16 protein-coding genes and 1 tRNA gene are annotated in these 21,620 nt (G+C 63.1%); 10 read left to right on the top strand and 7 right to left on the bottom strand.

What is annotated here, in order from left to right; all coding sequences use genetic code 11:
• Positions 1–365 precede the first annotated feature (365 nt).
• Positions 366–1,322: a sugar-binding transcriptional regulator gene (locus CDPAHKCJ_RS09110; RefSeq protein ID WP_166019503.1), complete on the bottom strand. Its 957-nt coding sequence runs from the start codon at positions 1,320–1,322 to the stop codon at positions 366–368.
• A 182-nt stretch (positions 1,323–1,504) separates the two neighbouring features.
• On the bottom strand, positions 1,505–2,098 hold the full coding sequence (locus tag CDPAHKCJ_RS09105; RefSeq protein ID WP_082388794.1) for a Yip1 family protein: 594 nt from the start codon (positions 2,096–2,098) through the stop codon (positions 1,505–1,507).
• A 322-nt stretch (positions 2,099–2,420) separates the two neighbouring features.
• On the opposite strand from CDPAHKCJ_RS09105, the gene CDPAHKCJ_RS09100 reads away from it, so the two are divergent.
• Both CDPAHKCJ_RS09100 and CDPAHKCJ_RS09095 read left to right on the top strand, forming a co-directional pair.
• Entirely contained in the window at positions 2,421–3,434 is a 1,014-nt protein-coding gene (locus tag CDPAHKCJ_RS09100; RefSeq protein ID WP_166019502.1) for a TRAP transporter substrate-binding protein, read from the top strand.
• A gap of 167 nt (positions 3,435–3,601) precedes the next feature.
• Positions 3,602–4,600, top strand: coding sequence for a TRAP transporter substrate-binding protein (locus CDPAHKCJ_RS09095; protein ID WP_166019501.1), 999 nt, complete (start codon positions 3,602–3,604; stop codon positions 4,598–4,600).
• Positions 4,601–4,710: 110 nt separating this feature from the next.
• On the opposite strand, the gene CDPAHKCJ_RS09090 is transcribed toward CDPAHKCJ_RS09095, so the two are convergent.
• The 3 genes from CDPAHKCJ_RS09090 to CDPAHKCJ_RS09080 form a co-directional block, all read right to left on the bottom strand.
• Entirely contained in the window at positions 4,711–5,349 is a 639-nt protein-coding gene (locus tag CDPAHKCJ_RS09090; RefSeq protein WP_166019500.1) for a LysE family transporter, read from the bottom strand.
• A gap of 256 nt (positions 5,350–5,605) precedes the next feature.
• Positions 5,606–5,679 (bottom strand) — tRNA-Gly (locus tag CDPAHKCJ_RS09085).
• 158 nt (positions 5,680–5,837) lie between these two features.
• Positions 5,838–6,860, bottom strand: coding sequence for an adenosine deaminase (locus tag CDPAHKCJ_RS09080; protein WP_166019600.1), 1,023 nt, complete (start codon positions 6,858–6,860; stop codon positions 5,838–5,840).
• A gap of 379 nt (positions 6,861–7,239) precedes the next feature.
• On the opposite strand from CDPAHKCJ_RS09080, the gene CDPAHKCJ_RS09075 reads away from it, so the two are divergent.
• The gene (locus tag CDPAHKCJ_RS09075; protein WP_166019499.1) at positions 7,240–8,307 is read left to right on the top strand and encodes a tripartite tricarboxylate transporter substrate-binding protein; all 1,068 of its coding nucleotides are present in this window, start codon (positions 7,240–7,242) and stop codon (positions 8,305–8,307) included.
• Between the two features lie 135 nt (positions 8,308–8,442).
• Here CDPAHKCJ_RS09075 and CDPAHKCJ_RS09070 read toward each other — a convergent pair whose 3' ends face one another.
• Complete coding sequence (locus CDPAHKCJ_RS09070) at positions 8,443–10,119, bottom strand: MFS transporter (RefSeq protein WP_205700821.1); 1,677 nt, start codon at positions 10,117–10,119, stop codon at positions 8,443–8,445.
• 603 nt (positions 10,120–10,722) lie between these two features.
• Here CDPAHKCJ_RS09070 and CDPAHKCJ_RS09065 point away from each other — a divergent pair.
• Genes CDPAHKCJ_RS09065 through CDPAHKCJ_RS09055 form a run of 3 tightly spaced genes read left to right on the top strand, consistent with a single transcriptional unit; the run spans position 10,723 to position 13,654 of the window.
• On the top strand, positions 10,723–11,697 hold the full coding sequence (locus CDPAHKCJ_RS09065) for a tripartite tricarboxylate transporter substrate-binding protein (protein WP_233593457.1): 975 nt from the start codon (positions 10,723–10,725) through the stop codon (positions 11,695–11,697).
• On the top strand, positions 11,697–12,134 hold the full coding sequence (locus CDPAHKCJ_RS09060; protein WP_166019498.1) for a tripartite tricarboxylate transporter TctB family protein: 438 nt from the start codon (positions 11,697–11,699) through the stop codon (positions 12,132–12,134). The genes CDPAHKCJ_RS09065 and CDPAHKCJ_RS09060 overlap by 1 nt, the downstream gene beginning before the upstream one ends.
• Entirely contained in the window at positions 12,134–13,654 is a 1,521-nt protein-coding gene (locus CDPAHKCJ_RS09055; RefSeq protein ID WP_166019497.1) for a tripartite tricarboxylate transporter permease, read from the top strand. Before CDPAHKCJ_RS09060 ends, CDPAHKCJ_RS09055 begins: the two co-directional genes overlap by 1 nt.
• A 113-nt stretch (positions 13,655–13,767) precedes the next feature.
• On the opposite strand, the gene CDPAHKCJ_RS09050 is transcribed toward CDPAHKCJ_RS09055, so the two are convergent.
• Positions 13,768–14,433, bottom strand: coding sequence for a helix-turn-helix domain-containing protein (locus CDPAHKCJ_RS09050; RefSeq protein WP_166019496.1), 666 nt, complete (start codon positions 14,431–14,433; stop codon positions 13,768–13,770).
• Between the two features lie 200 nt (positions 14,434–14,633).
• Between CDPAHKCJ_RS09050 and CDPAHKCJ_RS09045 the strand changes: the two genes are divergently transcribed.
• From CDPAHKCJ_RS09045 to putP, 4 genes are all read left to right on the top strand, one after another.
• Positions 14,634–14,999, top strand: a complete 366-nt coding sequence (locus tag CDPAHKCJ_RS09045) for a hypothetical protein (RefSeq protein ID WP_166019495.1) — start codon at positions 14,634–14,636, stop codon at positions 14,997–14,999.
• Positions 14,999–15,757, top strand: coding sequence for an AraC family transcriptional regulator (locus CDPAHKCJ_RS09040; RefSeq protein WP_166019494.1), 759 nt, complete (start codon positions 14,999–15,001; stop codon positions 15,755–15,757). Before CDPAHKCJ_RS09045 ends, CDPAHKCJ_RS09040 begins: the two co-directional genes overlap by 1 nt.
• A 736-nt stretch (positions 15,758–16,493) precedes the next feature.
• A complete protein-coding gene (gene putA, locus CDPAHKCJ_RS09035; RefSeq protein WP_166019599.1) occupies positions 16,494–19,673 on the top strand; it encodes a bifunctional proline dehydrogenase/L-glutamate gamma-semialdehyde dehydrogenase PutA in 3,180 nt (1,059 codons plus the stop codon).
• Between the two features lie 462 nt (positions 19,674–20,135).
• The gene (putP, locus tag CDPAHKCJ_RS09030) at positions 20,136–21,617 is read left to right on the top strand and encodes a sodium/proline symporter PutP (RefSeq protein WP_166019493.1); all 1,482 of its coding nucleotides are present in this window, start codon (positions 20,136–20,138) and stop codon (positions 21,615–21,617) included.
• Positions 21,618–21,620: the final 3 nt, after the last annotated feature.

Genomic DNA, 21,620 nt, shown 5'->3' with positions numbered 1-21,620 from the left:
AGAGCGAACCAAGAGAGAGGAAAGAGAGAGGAAAGAGAGAACAAAGGGCAAGAAAAATGTGACTGATACCCGGGAATGGAGAAGAAGCAGCGCAGGAATGACGGAAGAATTGCGGCGGAAGCTCATGGAAATGCCCGGGCATCGCGCGGGCAAAGACAATGCTGAACCCTGACAACGAGAACGACACCAGGAGCAAGTCATGGGGCCATACGCCCCGCCCTACCCCCGACGACTCGCTCGGCGCCTTGTGCGGACGGTATCCACGGGAGCCTGTCATCGGGAGCCAGTCGTCAAGCGCAAGCCGTCAGCGGAGCGCCATCGGATTGCAGACATCTTGAAACCATACGAACAAGGCCTTGCCCTGCTCACTCCTTGAGAGCCGCGCAGACCCGCTGGGCGGCCACCTCGTCGATGATCAGCCCTTGCAGCCAACCACCGCGCAACGCACTCAGGATGGCCGGTACCTTGTCGTGCCCACCCGCCAGCCCGATCAGCGGCTGCGCCTTGAGCGAGGTCAGCGGCACGCTGGTGATACGCTGCGCCAGCGGGCAGTCTATCAGCTGGCCATGGGTGTCCAGCGGCCAGCCCATCAACTCGCCCACGGCACCGACTTCCATCAGCTCATCACGCTCGGCGGCGCTGATGAACTGATCCTGGAACAGCGTCGCCTGAGCATCGAGACGTCCGATGCCGATCATGCCCACATCGGCCTCACAGGCGACCTTGAACACCGCCCTGACCAGATTCTGACTCAGCAACGACTCCTTCTCCTCGATGCTGGCCGCCACTACGGGCGCCGGCAGCAGGAAGCGATCAGCGCCGATCTTGTCCGCCAGCAGCATCACGCCGTCGTAGCGGTTGGAGGAGCCATCCAGCGCCACATTGCCGACCAGTGACACGATGCGATGCTGGGGACGCTCACTGCGACTCAGCGCTTCCACCGCCGCGCGCACCGCACGCCCGGTGCTCAGCGAGATGGTCTGCGGCTGCTGACGACCGAGATAGAACGCCAGGCGTTCGGCGCCCGCCACCGCCAGATATTCCGCGATGCTTTCCGGTGACTGGGTGTCAGAGGGCACCACATCGCAGAAGCTCAGCCCGAAGTGCTCCACCAGCGTATCCGACAGCGCCATGCTGCTGGCCACGGGATGATCGATGGAGATCTTGACCAACCGCTCCTGGCGCGCCAACGACAGCAGGCGCTGCACGCCGGGGCGCGAAACCCCCAGCTGAACCGCGATGTCGTCCTGGGTCCGTCCACCGACATATGACAACCATGCAGCCCGCGCAGCCTGCTCCAGCCGCTGTTCAAACTTGTCCATGCGCTTTTCTTCCACACTGTCGATTGAGTCCAACACTTTCCACGCCGCCGCCGCCGAGTACAAGTGCCACGCGCCAAGGTGCGCACGAAACGACAACGCCCCGCCGATGAAGGCGAGGCGTTGCAGAGGCGCTTTTCTCGCGCCGATGGCATCAACTGACTGACATCCGTGTGCCGCGAGGACTACATGAACCAGCGTGCGCCATACCCCCACAGCAGCACGGTGACCGCCAGCAGCCCCTCGAGGACCAGCACCCCGATCCCCAGTGTCGACCCGGTGACGAGGAAGCCTTCCTTGTTGGAGATATCAAGCAGTGGCGGAATGCCCAGATACAGCAGGTATGCGCTGTAACACAGGCCGATGGTACCCGCGAGGATACACACCCAGATGACAGGATAGAGCGCGACCAGCCCCGCGAGGAACATCGGCGTGGCGACATAGCCCGCGAAGATGATACAACGCCGGCGGCTGGGGTGCCCCGAGAAACGCTGCGAGAGCATGTGAATGACAGTGCCCATGAAGCCGATCGCTGTCAGTATGGCGATATAGAACGCGATACCGGCGAAGAAGGCATCCAGTGGCTCCAGAAGAATGGCGTGGCCTTCCGTCAGGCTCCAACCGAACTGTGTGGTCCCGATATAGGCACAGATGACAGGCACCAGCGCCATGAGCAGCACATGATGTGCGTAGAGGTGGGTGATGGATTCGTGTTCCTTGCGGATGGTCTGCCATTCCCGTTGCGGATGCGCCATCAAGCCCCATACGTGGGTCAGCATGTGGTCTACCTCCCGTTGACAGTCGTCGACAATCCGGCCATGCGGTCCCGGCGCGGAGTTCGTGTCAGGGCAGTTGCACAGCCTTGTTCTGAGCGTAGACCACATTGCGCCAACTGGCAGTTCAACGCCCGTTGCTCCTCACGAATCGTGCCGGTGCAGGCGTGAAACAGGCCAACGAGGGAAGCGTTGACCGAGACAGCCACAGCGTACCCCGCTCTTTTGAGGGATACTTGATTTACCCCCTATGGATGGATGACGACGAATGCCAATCGGACAGCGTAGCGGTATGAAGGCAGTGCTTGTCATGCAGGGCGTGCTCGACATGAAGAGAATGTTCAGCATCAAGCGAGCGCTCGGCGTGAGCTTGGCACTGGGCCTTGCCACCCTTGGCACGCCTGCCCAGGCGGAGCCTGTCGAGCTGACCATGAGCCGCGAATACGGCCCCCAGACCATGATGGGCCAGCGCGCTCAGCAGTTCGTCGATCAGGTGGCAGCGCTCAGCGGGGGCGAGCTCGAGATCTCCTTCGGAGAGGGCCCGCTGAGTCGGCTGCGCTCGGAGAATCATCTCGAGGCCATCAATGCCGACATCATCCAGCTGGCCGACTCCCACAGCGGCGCGCTGGCTGCCGAGATGCCGCTGTTCGGCCTCAGCTCGCTGCCGACCCTGGTCGATGACCCGCATCAGGCGCGTGAGCTCTACCGTCTGGCGCGTCCCCGCTATGAAGCGCTGCTGGAAGAGCATGACCAGATTCTGCTCTACGCCCTGCCCTGGCCACCCAGCGGGCTATGGTCGCGCAAGCCGATGACCACACGCGATGACCTGCGGGGCGTGCCTGTGCGGGCCTACGACCGCAATACCCAGCGCGTGCTGCTCAACCTTGGCGCCATCGCTACCGTGCTCGGCTGGGAGCCGATGCAACAGCAACTGGCCGAAGGCCGCATCGAGGCAGTGATGACCTCGGCCCTGGGCGGCCTGACGGCTGAGCTCAACCGCACGCTGGATCACTACACCGCGCTGCAATACGCCATGCCGCTCAATATCGTTCACATGAGCCGGTCACGCTTCGAGGCGCTCGACGACACCCAGCGCGAGGCCCTTCTCAGCGCCGCGACCGAGATTGAAGACACCAGCTGGAACGCCATCGCCACTGTCCTGGAGCAGACCCATGCCCAGCTGGAAGAGGCCGGCGTCACGGTCAGCAATCCCCTCTCGCCCGAACTCAAGCGCTCACTGGCACGCGCCAGTGTCAGCGTGATCGAAAGCTGGCGCAGCAAGGTTGCCCCCGAGGAAAGCGAACTGCTGGACCGCTATCTCGCACAACGCGACACCCTCTGAACCAGACGCGCGCCCACTCCACCAACCTTGGCCATGATGGCCACCGCCACGCAGCCACCTTCCTCGGCAGCGCTGAAAAACCGTGTAGACACGATTCAGCTGAGCATAAACGCAGGCATGTTCTACCCTAGCGGGCATAGGTCAAAGACAAAAAGAAAGGATTCCCCATGACGCCTTCTTCACGTATTTCTACCCTGTTGTCCGCTGGCCTGGCAGCGGCAGGCCTGATCGGCGCACTCAGCGCGCACGCTCAGACGACCCTCAGCATGAGCAGCGATTACCAGCCCGACACGATGATGGGCCAACGCGCTGTCGAATTCAGCCAGCAGGTCGCCAGCCAGTCCGAAGGTGACCTGACGCTGACGCTGCGCTCGGACATTCGCTCTGCCAGTCACCTGCAGGCCACCGCCGGCGGTGTCATCGACATCGCCGCGACACTCAGTGGTGCGCTCGCCGAGGAAGCCCCCTTCTTCGGCATTTCCTCGCTGCCGGCGATCGCCTACGACCTCGATGAAGCCCACCGCCTGTACGTGATCGCGAAGCCGCGCTACGAGGAACTGCTCGCCGAATACAACCAGATCCTGCTGTATGCCCTGCCGTGGACACCCAGCGGCCTGTGGTCGAAAGCGCCCATCGCTGATGGTGATGACATGAAGGACATGCCGATCCGCACCTATGACCGCAACACGCAGCGTGTACTGCTCAATCTGGGCGCAGCACCACAGGTCATGAGCTGGGGAGAGCTGAAACCCCTGCTGCCCGGTGGCAGCATTCACGGCGCGCTGACCTCCGCGATGGGCGGTGTCAGTGCAGAGCTCTACCGCTACATGCCCCACTTCACCACGCTCAACTACGCGATGCCGCTCAATATCATCCACATGAATCGCGATAGCTTCGACGACCTGACAGAGGCGCAGCAGCAGGCCTTGATCGATGCCGCGCATGCCGCCGAGTCTGCCGGCTGGACGGCCACCCACAGCGTGCTGGACCAGGCTTACACCACCCTGCAGGAGAACGGCGCGAAGCTGATCACGCCGGCACCGCCTGAGCTGCAGGATGCCCTCGAGGAGGCCAGTCAGCATGTGGTGGAAAGCTGGAAGCAGAAAGTCACCAATGAAGATCGTGAACTGCTGACCAGGTATCTTGAATCACGCCCTGAGCGTTGAGCCTGATAGCACTGATGATCGACAGGCTCCAGACACGACAACGGCACCCTCGGGTGCCGTTGTCGTCTTCGTGTGCTTCACGTCATGTGCAATGGCAGCCAAGGCTTGGCTCAACGATGCGACGCCGCAAGTCCCGCGCCGGCCACGACGAACAGACTGCCCGTGGTGCGATTGAACAGCCTCACGCGCCGGTGACTATCAAACCAGCGACTGATGCTGGAACCCGCATGGGCGTAGGTGCTCATCGTCAGCAGGTCCACTACCAGCCAGGTCAGCGCCAGCACCACGAACTGGGGCAGCTGCGGCTGGGCCATGTCGATGAAGTTGGGAAACAGCGCGCCGAAGAACAGCAGGTCCTTGGGATTGCTGATCCCGATACCGAAGCCCTTGCGGCACAGTTGCCAACGCGTGGCTCTGGCGCGCATCTGGCCCTCCTCCCCCACGGCGTCGAACACCACCGGCTGGGATGGCGCCCGCCAGGCCTGAATGCCCAGATAGATGAGATAGAGCGCCCCGATGATCTTCAGCACCAGAAACCCGGTCTCGGACGCCGCCAATGCAGCGCCAAGGCCCAGCGACGACAAGCCCATCAACACCAGCGACGCCGCCGCCCCACCCACCACCGTCGCGAAGGATCGGCGTCGGCCGTGGCGCAGGCCATGATCCATGCACAGTAACGCAACCGGTCCGGGAAAGGTGATCAAGGCGATGATGACGCTGACATATGCCAGCCAGACGGTAAGTTCCACTGGGTTTCCTTGTCGTTCAGGGTGTAATGAAATACTGCAAGACGGCCTGCCAATATCGCGGCTCTCCGCCACGTCAGCAACACTTTTCGCTCCGATCGGCTCGGCAAGACAGCCACACGGCATTTCATCGAGCAGGCTGCTGCCCCCGTTTTCCATCCCCACGCATCCCATCGACAACGAATTCCATGCACACGCGAGCTGCATGGAATCCCAAACACAAAAAAGCCTCCCGAATGGGAGGCTTTTTTGAAGAATCTGGAGCGGGTGAAGGGAATCGAACCCTCGTCTTAAGCTTGGGAAGCTTCTGCTCTACCATTGAGCTACACCCGCAGGGCGGTGCATTGCGCACGCCAGAACCGCATTGTACTCAACGACTTAGCGCGGTCAAGCAACATCTGATGGAGCGGTTGCCGCAGGCGGCGTCATGCTGGCGATGTTGGTGGCCAAGCCGTTGATTGCATTCAGTATTCAAGCACCAGTGATAATTCTCAGCCAGCGCAGCTGTCAAGTTGCGCCAGCAGCACGCCACGGCGGGCATCACTCATGCCGAGACCTTCGGCGCGCTGCGGGAAGGCGGCATCGATGGCATTGCGGCACAGGGTGATCCACTGCGTCTCGCTGAGATCCAGCGCCTGCTGCACGGCGATGAAGTTGTCGAGCATGCCGCCGCCGAAATAGGCCGGGTCATCCGAATTGAGGGTAATGTTGAGGCCCGCATCGATCAGCTTCGGCAGCGGGTGATCTTCCATGCGCTCCACCACCTTGAGCGCGACATTGGAGAGCGGGCACACCGTCAGCGGGATACGCCGCTCGGCCAGCTCCGCGACCAGGGCGGCATCTTCCAGGCAGCGCACACCGTGGTCGATACGCTCCACGCCCAGCACCTCAAGCGCCGTACGAATATACGCAGCCGGCCCCTCTTCACCGGCATGAGCGACACGGTGCCAGCCACGCTCTCCTGCAAGCGTGAAGACCTCAGTGAATTTCTCCGGCGGATTGCCGATCTCGGCGCTGTCCAGGCCGACGCCCACGAAGCGCGACTCGAAGGGAATCAGCGCCTCGAACAGTTCGCGAGCAGAGTCCGCGGAATGACAGCGCAGGAAGCTCGGCACCAGGGCCGAGGTGATGTCGAATTCCTTCACCGCCTCACGACAGGCGCGTTCCAGCCCCGCGAACTGGGTTTCCAGACTCACGCCACGCGCCAGATGCGCCTGCGGATCGAAGAACAGCTCCAGATGCTTGACGCCATCGGCGCTCGCACGGCGGAAGTAGTCCTGCGCCAGGCGGTAGAAATGTGACTCGTCATTCAAGACGCCCATGCCCTGGTAATAGAGCGCGAGGAAGGCGGGCAGATCCGCGAAGTCATAGGCCGCCTCGACCTCCTCCAGGGTGGCGTAGGGCAATGTGATGCCCTGCTCCGCCGCCAGCTCGAACATCAAGGCCGGCGTCAGCGAGCCTTCGATGTGCAGGTGCAGCTCCACCTTGGGCAGGCGGGCGAGAAAGTCGTGCATGCGCGGGGTAAGGGTCATGGCCCGTCTCCTCAATGAAAGGCGGCGGCTGGAAGATCGCGGAGCGCTCACCACAGCCTGATGGCGCAATTCTAGCAATCCCGGGACCACCTTGAGGAGTGACGGCGCGGGAAATGCGATTTCTCTGCGCACTGCCCGCCTGCCGTGCCTTTCCGCAACTCGCCGAAATAGGCTATTTTCGTTCATTCGCACTCTCGCAAGCTCACGACACAAGCTCACGACACAAGCTCACGACACAAGCTCACGACACAAGCTCATCACAACAGTCATGAGCGTGCGACAGCCAGCAACGTCCAGCCCGATGCCGCGCTGACTGACATAACCATAACGATCGACGCTGAACACCAAGGACACGAATGCCATGCACGCTACATCCCCTGCTCGCCATCCCTTCTCACGCAGAAAGCAATCTCGACCGCACACTGGCGGCCTGCCCGCTGCCCTGCTGCTCAGCCTTGGCCTGCTGGCGCCCTTGAGCGCCAACGCCGCCCAAGAGGAGCAGAACGAACAGACCGACTTCGCCCCGCAGGGCAAGACGGAGTGCATCGCGCCGGCCAAGCCCGGCGGTGGCTGGGATTTCACCTGTCGCAGCGTGGCCCGTCTGCTGGATGAGCAGAACCTGATTCCCGCCGGCATGCAGACGCTGAACGTGCCCGGTGCCAGCGGTGGCGTCGCCTTCGCACATGTGAAGTCCAAGCGCCATGACGATGAGCAGGTCATCGTCGCCGCCTCGAGCGCGACCACCACCCGCCTGGGGCAGCACGCCTATCAGGATGGCAAGGTCGACGATGTGCGCTGGCTGATGACCCTCGGCGCCGACTACGGCGTGATTGCCGTGGCCGAGAACTCGCCCTATCACTCGCTGAACGAGCTGCTGGCCGCCATGCAGGAAGACCCCAAGGCGGTGCGCTTCGCCGGTGGCGATGTCGCGGGTGGCTTCGATCACCTCAAGGTACTGATGGCGGCGCGTGAAGCGGGCATCGACAATCTGCGCGCCCTGCCGTATCTCGCCTACGACTCAGGCTCCGTCGCCATCACCCAGGTGATGGGTGGCCACCTGGAGGCCTTCACCGGCGACATGACCGAGGCCCGCGGCTTCGTCGAATCCGGCCATCTGCGTCTGCTGGCAGTGTTCAGTGAAGAGCGTCTGCCCGGCCAGTACAGCGACATTCCCACCGCGCGTGAGCAGGGTATCGATGTGGTCGCACCCAACTGGCGCGGCTTCTACCTGCCGGGCGGCGCATCGGATGCCGCCTTCGACTGGTGGGAGCAGACCCTCAACCGCATGGCCGAGACGCCCGAGTGGCAGCAGGTGATGCAGGACAACGGCCTGATGCCGTTCCACAAGTCCGGCAAGGCGTTGGATCGTTTCATCACCCAACAGGTCAGCGATGTGGAGCAGCTGTCGCAGGAGCTGGGCCTGCAATAAGGCATTGAGGCACAGCGCCAGGGCACTGAGAGCCAGTACGCACTCGCCTGGCAGAGCTCACGACTGCCGAAAGCAAGACGCCACCCCGGATAACGGGGTGGCGTCTTTGCGACTGACTGGCTTTCCCCAACGACCTCAGGGCATGGAGGGCCACGGCCCCTTGGGCGGCTGATGGTCGGGGTCGAACTGATAGGGCAATGCCTGGTCGCGCTCTTCATGCGGCTCCGAGTCCGAGCCTGTCTCAGCGCCGGAACCTGTCTCAGAACCTGTCTCAGAGCGAGACTCTGTTGCTGTTGCCGGCTCTTTCCCCGGATCCGTTCCCGCTTCCGGAAACAGCTCGGACAACTGCTCCGTCTCGAACGCGATGTCCGTATCTGCGTCAGCCTCGAGCAGCGGCTCTGCCACGTACTCGTGGTCCGACGCCACCAGTTCCGCCTCCTCCAGCGGCGCGACGTTGGCCTCGAATGCCTCCTCCAGCGCCTCTTCCAGGGCCTCCTCGAAGGCTTCTTCCAGCGCGACCTCAAAGGCTTCTTCCTGCGCCGCCGCCTCGGCTGCCTCGGCAGCCAGCTGCTCATCCTCGGCGTGCTCATGCGCCCACTCCACCGCCACCTCGACCGCCATCGGTGATGCCGTCGGCAGGATGTTGAGGTAACTGTCGGTCTCCTCGACCGGCACCATCTCGCGCTGGGTGATCTGATAGAGCGCATACAGCGAGATGGCCACGAAGGTGGTCGCCAGCACCAGCCAGAAGGCGTAGGGGTCCATCACCTCCATCGCGCCACCTGCCGCCAGCGGCCCGACGATGGCGCCCAGCCCGAAGGCGAACACCAGCCCGCCTGAGGCACCCGGCATCTCCTCGGCCGACAGCGAATCATTGGTGAAGGCCAGCAGCAACGCATACAGCGGTGTGGTCACGCCACCGGCAAAGAAGGCCGAGGCGATCAACGGCCACAGCGCATCGCCCGCCATCCAGCCGAACAGACACGAGCCTGCCCCGGCGGCGGACAGGCCGCAGATGAGCACGCGGCGGTCCATGCGGTCCGACAGCCAGCCGATCGGGGTCTGCAACACCAGTGCACCGGCGAACAGCATGGCGATGAACAGGGCGATATGTGAGCCCGACAGGCCCACCTGGGTGCCGAATACCGCGCCCATCCCCGACTGGGTCGCATAGACACTGCCGAGCAGGAAGATGCCGATGGCGCCCAGCGGAGAGGCCTTGAACAGTTTCGAAAACGACATGGCCCGCGACACCTCGACCGCCGGTGCCACGGCCGCCGACAGCAGAATCGGCCCGAAGGAGATCGATACCAGAATGGAGGCACAGATGAACAGCACCGGCGTCGCGGCATCGCCCAGTGTCAACAGGCCCTGAGCACCGATGATGCCCAGCGTCTGCGCCATCATGTAGGCCGATAGCACCTTGCCGCGCGTCTCGTTGCTGGCAGCCGCATTCAGCCAGCTTTCCGCCGTGACATAGATGCCCGACATGCAGAAGCCGATCAGCAAGCGCAGCAGCGTCCAGGCCCAGGGCTCGGTCAGCAGTGGCAAGGCGATCAAGGCCGCCGAGATGAAGCTGCCCAGCGCCGCGAACACCCGCACATGCCCGACCCGCTGGATCAGCACCGGCGTATAGCGCGCACCGGAGAGAAAGCCCACGAAGTAGCCTGAGGTGACGATCGCCAGCTCCGCCGAGGAGAAGCCCTCGATGCCGCCGCGCAGACCGATCAGCGTGAAGTGCATGCCATTGCCGAGCATGATCAGCACGATACCCAGCAACAACGCCCACACGCTGCCCAACACCTTGGCCATGAGTCTTCTCCCCTCCCCTGTCCCCTTGCACGATTGCCGATGGCACCCGCTCAGCACGCAGTCTGGCCACCGGCTACACGCTAGACCAAAGCCCGAGGGCCACGCTTCTGCTGCAACGCCGCATAACGTTTCAAACACGACAGGCAAGCCATGGACCCATGGACGAACAGCTCACGCGGCCAGCGCAAGCGCCTCGCTCGGGCCTGATGGAAGAGGTGCGAGGGAGGCATGAAAGACAAGCGAGAGAGAGACAGGAGCGGAGCGAAATAGGAGCAGGAGCGCAGCGAAACAGGAGCAGGAGAGCGCTGGACACCGCCAGATTCCGACACGATATCCAGGCGGATCATTCACAAAAATGCACCGCAAAGGTGCGCAAATACCCCTTTCGACCAAGGTCGGTGCGACGAATGGGTATCTTGCGAGCCATCGGGGGGCAGTCTAATTTCACCATACAGAATAAAGTTCCGCCTTACAGAATTGTAAGGTTGCTGTCAGGTTCGCGGCTGCAGGGCGAGCTTCTCGCTCAACCGCTGCCAGCGCCTGACCCACGACATGTGCCGCTACCACAATCCAATAACACTAGAGGTCGCCATGACACGTCATATGACACTCAAACTCCTGACAGCTGCGGTGGTCACCGCCATGTCCGCCCAGGCCTTCGCCTTCGAACCGAAAGGCAAGGTTGATTGCATCGCCCCGGCTGACCCGGGCGGCGGTTGGGACTTCACCTGCCGCAGCGTCGGCAAGATCCTGTCTGAACTCGATTTCGTGCCGGGCAACGTGCAGACCATCAACATGGCCGGCGCCGGTGGCGGCGTCGCCTTCGCGCACACCGTGTCCAAGCGTGCCGGTGACGAGCAGCTGCTGGTGGCAGCCTCCACCGCGACCACCACCCGTCTGGCCCAGGGCCAGTTCCCGGGCATGAATCAGGACCAGGTCGAGTGGATCGGCGCACTGGGCGCGGACTACGGTGCCATCGCCGTCTCCAAGGATTCGCCGTACAACACCTTGAGCGAGGTGATGGACGCGCTGAAGAAAGACCCGAAATCCGTCAAGTTCGCCGGCGGCAGTGCCGCAGGTGGCTGGGATCACCTCAAGGTGCTGATCGCCGCCCAGGCAGCCGATGTCGAGAACCTGCCCAAGGTCTCCTACCTGTCCTACAACAACGGCGGCGAAGCCATCACCCAGGTCGTCGGCGGCCACGTGCAGGCCTTCACCGGTGATATCTCCGAGATTCAGGGCTTCATGGAATCCGGCGACCTGAAAGTGCTGGCCGTGCTCTCAGAAGAGCGCCTGCCGGGCAAGCTGGCTGACGTACCGACCGCTCGCGAACAGGGCATCGATGCCGTCGCCCCCAACTGGCGCGGCTTCTACATCCCGGCCGGTGTCAGCGACGATGCCGAGCAGTACTGGACCACCACGCTGGACAGCGTCTATGAAAGCGAAGAATGGAAAGACGTGATGACCAAGAGCGGCCTGATGCCGTTCCACAAATCGGGTGCCGAGTTTGATGCCTTCGTGAAGGCGCAGATCAAGGACATCCAGACGCTCTCCAAGGACATTGGGCTGATTCGCTGATGAATGACCGCATCTTTGGTCTGCTGATGCTCACCCTGGCCGTCGCGTACGGCTGGGGTGCCCAGCAGTTCCCCGAACCCTTCGGCGGGGCCGAGTCCATCGGGCCCGAAACCTTCCCCACGGTACTCTCGATCGTGCTGGCGCTGAGCAGCCTGTATCTGATCGTGCGCCCCGACCCGGACCAGCAATGGCCGTGGAGCCGCACCGGCGCCGAGATGGTGCTGGCCATCGTCATCCTGTGCCTCTATACCGCACTGCTTGAGCCGCTGGGCTTCATCGTCACGACCACCCTCGCTGTCGGCACACTGTGCTGGCGCATGGGCTCCAAGCCGGTTCGCGCTTACGTGACAGGCCTGATCGGCGGCATCGCCGTCTTCGCCCTGTTCAACTTCGTGCTTGAGCTACCACTGCCGCTGGGCATCCTGGAGGTGGCGTAATGGAAAGTCTTGGCTTCTTGATGCAGGGCTTCGGCATCGCCCTGCAGCCAGAGAATCTGATGTTCGCCGTGCTGGGGGCCTTCCTGGGCACCCTGATCGGCGCGCTGCCGGGCCTGGGCCCGGCCAATGGTGTGGCCATCCTGATTCCGCTGGCCTTCACCCTGGGCCTTAGCCCGGAAACCTCGCTGATCCTGCTGACCTCGGTCTACGCCGGTGCCATGTACGGCGGGCGCATCTCCTCGATCCTGCTCAACATCCCGGGCGACGAGCCGGCGATGATGACCTGTCTCGATGGCTATCCGATGGCCCAGAAAGGCAAGGCCGCCGAAGCGATGGCCATCTCGGCGATCGCCTCCTTCATCGGCAGCCTGATCGCCACCATCGGCCTGATCGTGATGGCGCCGTGGCTGGCCAGCTTCGCGCTGACCTTCGGTCCGGCGGAATACTTCGCGCTGTTCGTGCTGGCCTTCGCTACCCTGGGCGGCATCACCGGCAAGAATCCGGTCAAGACCATCATGGCAGCCGCCATCGGCCTGATGATCGCCACGGTCGGCATCGATGCCTCTACCGGTACCCAGCGCTATACCTTCGATGTGCTGGAGCTGTTCGAGGGCATCGACTTCATCATCGCCATCGTCGGTCTGTTCGCCATCTCGGAGCTGCTGTTCTTCATCGAACAGCATGCCGGTGAAGGCAAGCCGATGATCGCCATGAACAAGATGACCCTGAAGCTGAAGGATATCGTCGCCATTCTGCCGACCTCCTTCCGCGGAGGCGTGCTGGGCTTCATTTCCGGCGTGCTGCCGGGTGCCGGTGCGTCTCTGGGCAGCTTCATCAGCTATACCCTGGAGAAGAAGGTCGTCGGCAAGAAGGGCAACTTCGGTGAAGGTGACCCACGCGGCGTGGCCGCCCCGGAAGCCGGCAACAACGGTGCCGCCTCTGGCGCGCTGGTGCCGATGCTGACGCTGGGCGTACCGGGCTCCGGTACCACGGCGGTACTGCTGGCGATGCTGATCTCGCTCAACATCACCCCGGGCCCGCTGATGTTCACCCAGCACGGCGACATCGTGTGGGGCGTGATCGCGGCGCTGCTGATCGGTAACGTCATCCTGCTGCTGATGAACATCCCGATGGTCGGCATCTTCGTCAAGCTGCTGTCCGTGCCGCCCAAGTACCTGCTGCCGGTGGTGACCATGGTCGCCTTCGTGGGCATCTACTCCATCAGCCACTCGACCTTCGACCTGTACTTCATGGTCGCCTTCGGGGTCGCCGGCTACTTCCTGCGCAAGCTGGATATCCCGCTGGTGCCTGTCATTCTCGGCATGCTGCTGGGGCCGGAGATGGAGAAGAACCTGCGTCACGCCATGCAGCTGTCCGACGGCGACTGGACCATCCTGATCGGCAGCCCGCTGGCCGTGACCCTGTGGTGCATCGCCATCGCCGGCCTGCTGCTGCCGGTGATCGTCGGCCCCATCCTGCGTCGCCGCATGAGTGCCGCCAAGGCTGCCACCGACGCCTGATCCCGCCGCTTGCATGGCAAGCGACCCGCAAGACACGACGCCCCCGCCGGTTTCCCGACGGGGGCGTCGTCATTTCAGAGCTTCCCACAACATGTCACTGGCGAGTCGCCTAGTCAGTCGCCCTGCTGCCACTGCGTGAGCAGGTGGTGGGCCTGGGCAGGCGTCAGGCGCGCCGTCGGGCCACTGAGCACGATGACTTCCGCCGGTGCCAGCCCCTCGTCGTGATGCTGGGCGACGCTGACCGCCAGCGCCGCCACCGACAGGCCGTCGGCTTCGCCGATCTCGATCTCGCCACTGTCGACACACTGCTGCAGCAAGGCGGACAGCGCCTCATCGACCAGCTCGCCCTCCTCCAGCTGATGACGCAGCGGCCACTGGCTGACATGCGCGTACTGGCACATCGCCTGACGCGGGCGTGTCACGCCCTCTACCGGTCGCGCCTCGGCCTGGGGGCCATGCTCGACCAGCATCAGGCTGGCCGTCTCGCCACTGGCGGCATTCAGCGCCGCCAACCAGCCGCGCAGCTGAGCCTCGCGGGCCGGCAATGCCGGTGCCAGCTGAGCAAAACGCCCCAGCGCCGCGCCGATGGAATAGATGCCGTGGCTGTCACGCGCCACATAGCCGAAGTGCTCAAGCGAACCCATCAGCCGCAGGATCGTGCTCTTGTAGAACCCACTGGCCTGCGCGAGCTCATTGAGCGTCAGGCGAGGCGTCGCGGGGGTAAAGGCTTCCAGCAGCGTCAAGGCACGCTCGACCGCTTCCACACGTTGATTGGCCATGCGGCGGGACTCCCACGGCAGGTGAAGAACGAGGCCGGCAGGCGAGGTGCGCCGAGCCGTCTCAATGGACTTGAATCATGCCATAACGTTCTGACAGACAGAACATGACGCATCTGCCGCACTGACGATACTGGCCGTGCAGCGTGGTAGAATGGTGAGCTACGACACTATTTCCGGTTACGTCCGCACAAGGTTCGCTCATGTCCATCTTCATCATCACCTTCGTGGTCTGCCTGATCGTCACCGTCGGCACCGTGGCCATGCTGATGATGTCGCGTACACCGCGCTTTCGTACCGACTACAGCGATATCGCCCGCGTACTGGACCAGGCGATCAGCGGCGAGATCAACGAGAACGAGTGGCACAGCGTGATCGGCTACCCGATTCGCCATGATGAGTATCTGGAGAGTCTGCGTCGCCGCTGCCAGGGCATCTTCGACAACCATGCCAGGCCGTGGCAGCTGGCCCAGGGCGGTGCGCTGTTCTCGCGCGCCGGTCGTGATGAGCTCAACGTGCTGCTGGGCCATCTGCGTGCCCGCACCGGTGTCGCGGAGACTCGCGCCTGATGGCCGCCAGCGAGATGCGCCTGATCCCGCTCTCCAACCTGCGTGAGCACCATGATCACAGCTATCACCAATTGGTGATCGGCCTCGATGGCCTGGCCGAATTCGAGATAGAGGGCCAGGGCGGCGAGATTCGCCCGCTGACCGGCTGCATCGTGCCGGCCGATCATGTCCACTACTACGCGGGCATCGGCGAGAACCGCCAGCTGATTCTCGACCTGCCCGATGATGCGCCCTACCTGACCGGCCATCACCGCGAGCTCAAGCGTCTGTTCGAACGTCCACGCTTCTTCACGCTGGACACCCGCCTGCGCGGCTATCTCGAATTCATGCTCGCGGAAGTCAACGACTACCAGCAGGCACCGGGTGATCTGCTCGCCGCCACCTTCCTCGCCTGCCTGAACACCCGCATCGAAGAGCCGATGAGCGCGCTGAGCACCAGTGGTCGTCAGCTGGATCTGGTCGCGCTCAACCGCTTCATCGACGCCAATCTCGGCCAACGCATGAGCGTGGCGGATCTTGCCCGCCAGTCGCATCTCTCCGAGCAGCATTTCAGCGAGCGCTTCCGCGTATTGACCGGCCTTTCGCCCTATCAGTATCTGCTGCGCCGTCGGCTCGAAGAGGCGCGCCAGCTGCTGGGCACCAGCGAGCTTTCCCTGTCCCAGATCGCCGATCGCTGCGGCTTTGCCAACCAGAGCGCCCTTTCCCACGCCTTCCGCAAGCATCTCGGCTTCCCGCCTTCGGCACTGCGCAAGTCCTGATCGAGTCGGCAGGAGCCGGTGATGATCGCGTGCCTGAACCGCGTTCCAGCCATTGCTTTCGCTTCTCTCTTGCACGTCCTTGTTTCTGACACGCCGCTCTTTTGAACGCTCTCTCCAATACAGCCCTTTCCAGAACGTCCCTCTCCAAAACGTCCCTCTCAAAACAATGCTCCTCTCGAGGAAGCATGTCCTTTTTAGAAGTACATACCTTTTAGAAGTACATCCCTTTTAGAATTACGCCCCTTGGGAGTCGCACGCCGTTCAACGACGCTCCCACCGTCTGCTGCAAGCCAATTCACCTTCAACCCTCTGCGACCTTGGTATAACAAGATCGCGTCATTTCGCGACACAGCCTTCGACAAAGGTCGGAGAAGCGTGTCACTTTTCGGACATGCCCGTGAATTTGACATGCGCAGCCGAGAAATTGGAAAGACCCGCCCCCCTGCGCCACCCTACATTCTCAGTCATAAATCCAGACGTGCCGCTGTCGCGCTTTCTGATGCGTTCTGCATCACTCCCGGCGCTGTGACTCGGCAATCCCATTCGGCGCTTCGACGCCCAGCAGCAAGGGGTTCGCACCATGACCACCTCCACTCCCTCCGATCAGTCCAGTGCAATGATTGCCGCGATCGCCTCGGCCACGTCCACAGCCACGCCCCCCCAGTCCTCGACAAACGGCAAGCAAGGGGTGCTCAAGGGCAATGTGCTCAAGGACAACATCCTGCGCAGTGACCAGATGCTGGCCGCCAGCACCTGGCAGCAGTCTCCGGAGGCGCTGTTCGCGCGCGTCAGCGACCACTACCTGGTCGATGAAAGCGCCTACGTCAGCGAGCTGGTCGGGCTGCTGAACGCCGAAGACAAGGATGCCAGGCGCATCGGCGACAAGACGGCCGAGCTGGTGCGCGAGATTCGCACCATGGATACCGCCGTCGATTCCATCGACGAGCTGCTGCAGCAGTACAGCCTCGACACCCAGGAAGGCGTGCTGCTGATGTGCCTGGCCGAAGCGCTGCTGCGCATTCCGGACAAGGAAACCGCCGATGCGCTGATCGAGGACAAGCTCGGCGTGGCCGACTGGAAGTCCCACCTGGGCCAGAGCGAGTCCTGGTTCGTCAACGCCTCCACCTGGGGCCTTCTGATGACCGGCAACGTCATCAAGATGGATCTGCCCAAGGGTGACGGCAAGCCGGCCACCTTCATCAACCGCATGGTCAATCGTCTCGGCGAGCCGGTCATCCGCCGCGCCATGTACCAGGCGATGAAGGTGATGGGCAAGCAGTTCGTGCTGGGCCGTGACATCAAGGAAGCGCTCAAGCGCTCCCAGCCGCTGTTCGACAAGGGCTACACCTACTCCTACGACATGCTGGGCGAAGCGGCCTGCACGCGTGCCGACGCCAAGGGCTACTTCGACGACTACGCACGTGCCATCCGCACCGTCGGCGACACCTCGCGCAAGCTGAAGGAAGGCACCCCGTCACCGTCCGTCTCCATCAAGCTGTCCGCCCTGCACCCGCGCTATGAATTCGGCCGTCGTGAGCAGGTGCTGGAAGAGCTGGTGGCAAGCGTGCGTGAACTGGCCGGTATCGCCCGTGAGCTGAACGTCGCCATCACCATCGATGCCGAGGAAGTCGATCGCCTCGAGATCTCGCTGGAAGTGTTCCGCGCCGTCTACGAGAGCGACACCTGCCGCGGCTGGGGCAAGTTCGGCCTCGTCGTGCAGGCCTACTCGACGCGCGCCCTGCCGACCCTGCAGTATCTGAATCGCATCGCCGACCTGCAAGGCGACGAGATCCCTCTGCGTCTGGTCAAGGGCGCTTACTGGGACAGCGAGATCAAGGAATCCCAGGAACTGGGTGTCGAAGGCTATCCGGTGTTTACCCGCAAGGCCTCCACCGACGTCAGCTACCTGGTCTGCGTGCGCTTCCTGCTGTCCGAGAACACTCGCGGCCGCATCTACCCGCAGTTCGCCACCCACAATGCCCACACCATCAGCACCATCCTGGATGTGGCCAACGCAGGCGAGACGCGTCAGTTCGAATTCCAGCGTCTGCACGGCATGGGCGAAGCCCTGTATGAAGCCGCGCTCAAGCGCGCCCCCAAGGGGACCTGGTGCCGTATCTATGCGCCGGTCGGCGCGCACAAGGACCTGCTTCCGTACCTGGTGCGTCGCCTGCTAGAGAACGGGGCCAACTCCTCGTTCGTTCACCAGCTGGTCGACCCGCGCGTGCCGGTCGAGAGCCTGTGCACCCACCCGGTGGTCACGCTCAATCAGTACAAGACCTATCACAATCCACGCATCGCGCTGCCGCCGAACATCTATGGCGCAGACCGCCTGAATTCACGGGGCATCAATCTGAACATCAATAGCCAGTACCAGCCGCTGATCGACGAGATGGCCACGCACATGGACACCACCTACGACGTGCGTCCGCAGCTGGCCTTCGAGGTCGAGGTCAATGCCGAGCGTCGTCAGGCCGTGACCTGCCCATTCGACCGTCGTGACACCCTGGGCCATGTGCAGTGGACCAGTGCCGAGGAAGCCTCCAGGGCCATCGACGCCGCCTGGGCTGCCTTCCCGCGCTGGGAACAGACGCCGGTCGAGGAACGCGCCGCGATTCTCGAGCGCTTCGGTGACCTGATGGAAACCCACACCGCCGAGCTGATGACCCTGTGCTCCCGCGAGGGTGGCAAGCTGCTGACCGACGGCATCGCCGAGATCCGTGAAGCGGTCGACTTCTGCCGCTACTACGCCAACCGTGCGCGTGCCGACTTCGCCGAGCCGACCGAACTGCAGGGCCCGACCGGCGAGCACAACCAGATCATGCTCGGTGGCAAGGGTGTCTTCGCCTGCATCAGCCCGTGGAACTTCCCGGTCGCGATCTTCTGCGGCCAGATGGTCGCCGCCGCCGTCACCGGCAACACCGTGGTCGCCAAGCCCGCCGAGCAGACCTCGCTGGTCGCTCACCGCGTGGTCGAGCTGCTGCGCGAAGCCGGCATGCCGCACGATGTCGTCCAGCTGCTGCCGGGGGATGGCCCGACCGTGGGCAGCGTGCTGTCCAGCGACCCGCGCATCACTGGCGTGTGCTTCACCGGCTCCACCCAGACCGCGCAGATCATCAACCGCTCGCTGGCCGCGCGTGAAAACGCCCCGCTGCCGACGCTGATCGCCGAGACCGGTGGCCTCAACGCCATGATCGTCGACTCCACCGCCCTGCCGGAGCAGGTCGTCAATGACGTGGTGCAGTCCGCCTTCCAGAGTGCCGGTCAGCGCTGTTCCGCCCTGCGTGTGCTCTACGTGCAGGAAGACGTCGCCGAGCGCGTCATCAGCCTGCTCAAGGGCGCGATGGACGAGCTGAAGATCGGCGACCCGCGTGACCTGGGCACCGATGTCGGCCCGGTCATCGACGAGGAAGCGCGTGCCGGTCTGCTCAAGCACATCGAGGAATATCGCAGCCAGGGCCGCGTGATCGCCGAAGCCGCCGTCGACAAGACCATCACCGAGCACGGCACCTTCGTCGCGCCGGTCGCCCTGCGCATCGACGGCATCGATAGCCTGGAAAGCGAGCAGTTCGGTCCGGTACTGCACATCGCGACCTGGAAAGGCGGCGAAGTGGACAAGGTCATCGATACCATCAATGGCCTCGGCTACGGCCTGACCTTCGGTGTGCATTCGCGAAACGAAAGTTTTGCTAATGCCGTTGCACAGAAAATTCGTGTTGGTAATGTCTACGTCAACAGGAATATCATCGGTGCTGTGGTGGGTGTACAGCCGTTTGGTGGTCAGGGCTTCTCTGGTACTGGCCCGAAAGCCGGCGGCCCGCACTACCTGCACCGCTTCGCTACCGAGAAGACCCGTACCGTCAACACCACGGCTCTCGGCGGCAACGCGTCTCTTCTCGCCATGGGCGACGAATGACCGACGCTGCCTGCTCTCGCGGCAGCAGCAGAGGTCATGCCTGGCGGAAGACTGCATGCTGGACGTGCATGAGGTAGCCAGGTGACAGGGCATCAGGACGATGCCCAGTGGATGACGGCGAGCAAGCCGTCGTCTGCCCCGGACACCGACAGGGACGCCCACGGACATGAATCGCCAGCGACTGGCCCCTCATGCTCGTGCCCTGCGGTGTCCGTTGCCGTTTTTCCTTTTGACTCGACGGCAATATGCGGGGACGGATGAACGTCAGAAGATTCGTTTATGCGCTAGTCTGAACGTACAAGATTGGCAGGAACTTGCGAGAGCCGCGCGACATGGCCCTCGAAGGACGTTCGATGCATGACGCAGGACTCCCGGCGACGGTCTGACAGGAACCGTCACTGGCAGTGAATCATCACGACGCTCGCCGTCCGACAACAATAAATGCAAAGGATTTACTCCACGATGGTCGATAACAGCCCCACCATACTCATCACGTTCGCTATCTATCTGGCGGTGATGCTCGGCATTGGCCTGCTGGCCTACAAGCGCACCTCCAACATGTCGGATTACATCCTGGGTGGCCGCTCATTGGGCCCCTGGACGTCCGCCATCTCCGCCGGTGCGTCTGACATGTCCGGCTGGTTGCTGCTGGGCCTGCCCGGCGCTGCCTATCTCAGCGGCCTGTCCGCTGCCTGGATCGGCATCGGTCTGCTGGCCGGTACCTGGCTCAACTGGCTGATCGTCGCCAAGCGCCTGCGTATCTACAGCTTCATCGCCAGCGACTCGCTGACGCTGCCGGATTACTTCGAGAAACGCTTCCGTGACAACTCCAAGATGTTGCGCGTCATCTCGGCCGTCTTCATCCTGCTGTTCTTCCTCTTCTACACCAGCTCCGGTCTGGTGGCAGGTGGCAAGCTGTTCGAGACCGTCTTCGGCCTCGACTACACCATCGCCGTGACCGTCGGTACCATCGCCATCGTGTCCTACACCTTCTTCGGCGGCTTCCTCGCCGTGTCATGGACTGACCTCATCCAGGGCCTGATGATGGCTGCTGCCCTGATCGTGGTGCCCATCGTGGCACTCACCGACATGGGCGGCGTGGCGGAAGCGACCTCGCGCATCACCGCCGAGAACCCGCTGCTGCTGGAATGGTTCCGTGACGCCTCCACCGGCGAAGCGCTGACCCTGGTCGGCATCATCTCTTCACTGGCCTGGGGTCTGGGCTACTTCGGTCAGCCGCACATCCTGGCGCGCTTCGCGGCCATCCGCAGCGAGAAGGACGTCGGTACCGCACGCACCATCGCCGTCGTCTGGTCCGCACTGGGTCTGTTCGCGGCCATCTGCATCGGCCTGCTGGGTCTCGTCTACGTGCCGAAGGACCTGGCCGACAGCGAGAAGATCTTCATGGTCATGGTGAACTTCATCTTCCACCCGGCGGTTGCCGGCGTGCTGCTGGCCGCCATCCTGGCTGCCGTGATGTCCACCGCTGACTCCCAGCTGTTGGTGTCGTCCTCTGCGCTGGCCGATGACTTCTACAAGGCGCTGTTCAAGAAGGATGCGACCCAGTCCGAGCTGGTGTGGGTCGGTCGCTTCGCGGTGGTCGGTATCGCCATCATCGCCTGGATCCTGGCGCTTGACCCGAACTCCAGCGTGCTGGGTCTGGTGTCCTACGCCTGGGCCGGCTTCGGTGCCGCCTTCGGCCCCGCTCTGATCATGTCGCTGTACTGGCGTCGCATGAACCGCTTCGGCGCGCTGGCCGGCATCATCGTCGGTGGCGTGACCGTGGTGGTCTGGAAGCAGCTGTCCGGTGGCATCTTCGATCTCTACGAGATCGTGCCGGGCGTCATCTTCGCCTACATCGCCATCTACGTGGTCAGCATCATGAGCGCCGCACCGGCTGATGACATCACCACGGAATTCGACAAGGTCGAGAACCACGCCTGATCG

Source organism: Cobetia sp. MB87 (assembly GCF_011319755.1).
GTDB lineage: Bacteria > Pseudomonadota > Gammaproteobacteria > Pseudomonadales > Halomonadaceae > Cobetia.
The sequence above is the reverse complement of the archived record's forward strand: the minus strand, read 5'-3'. Positions and strand labels throughout refer to the sequence as shown.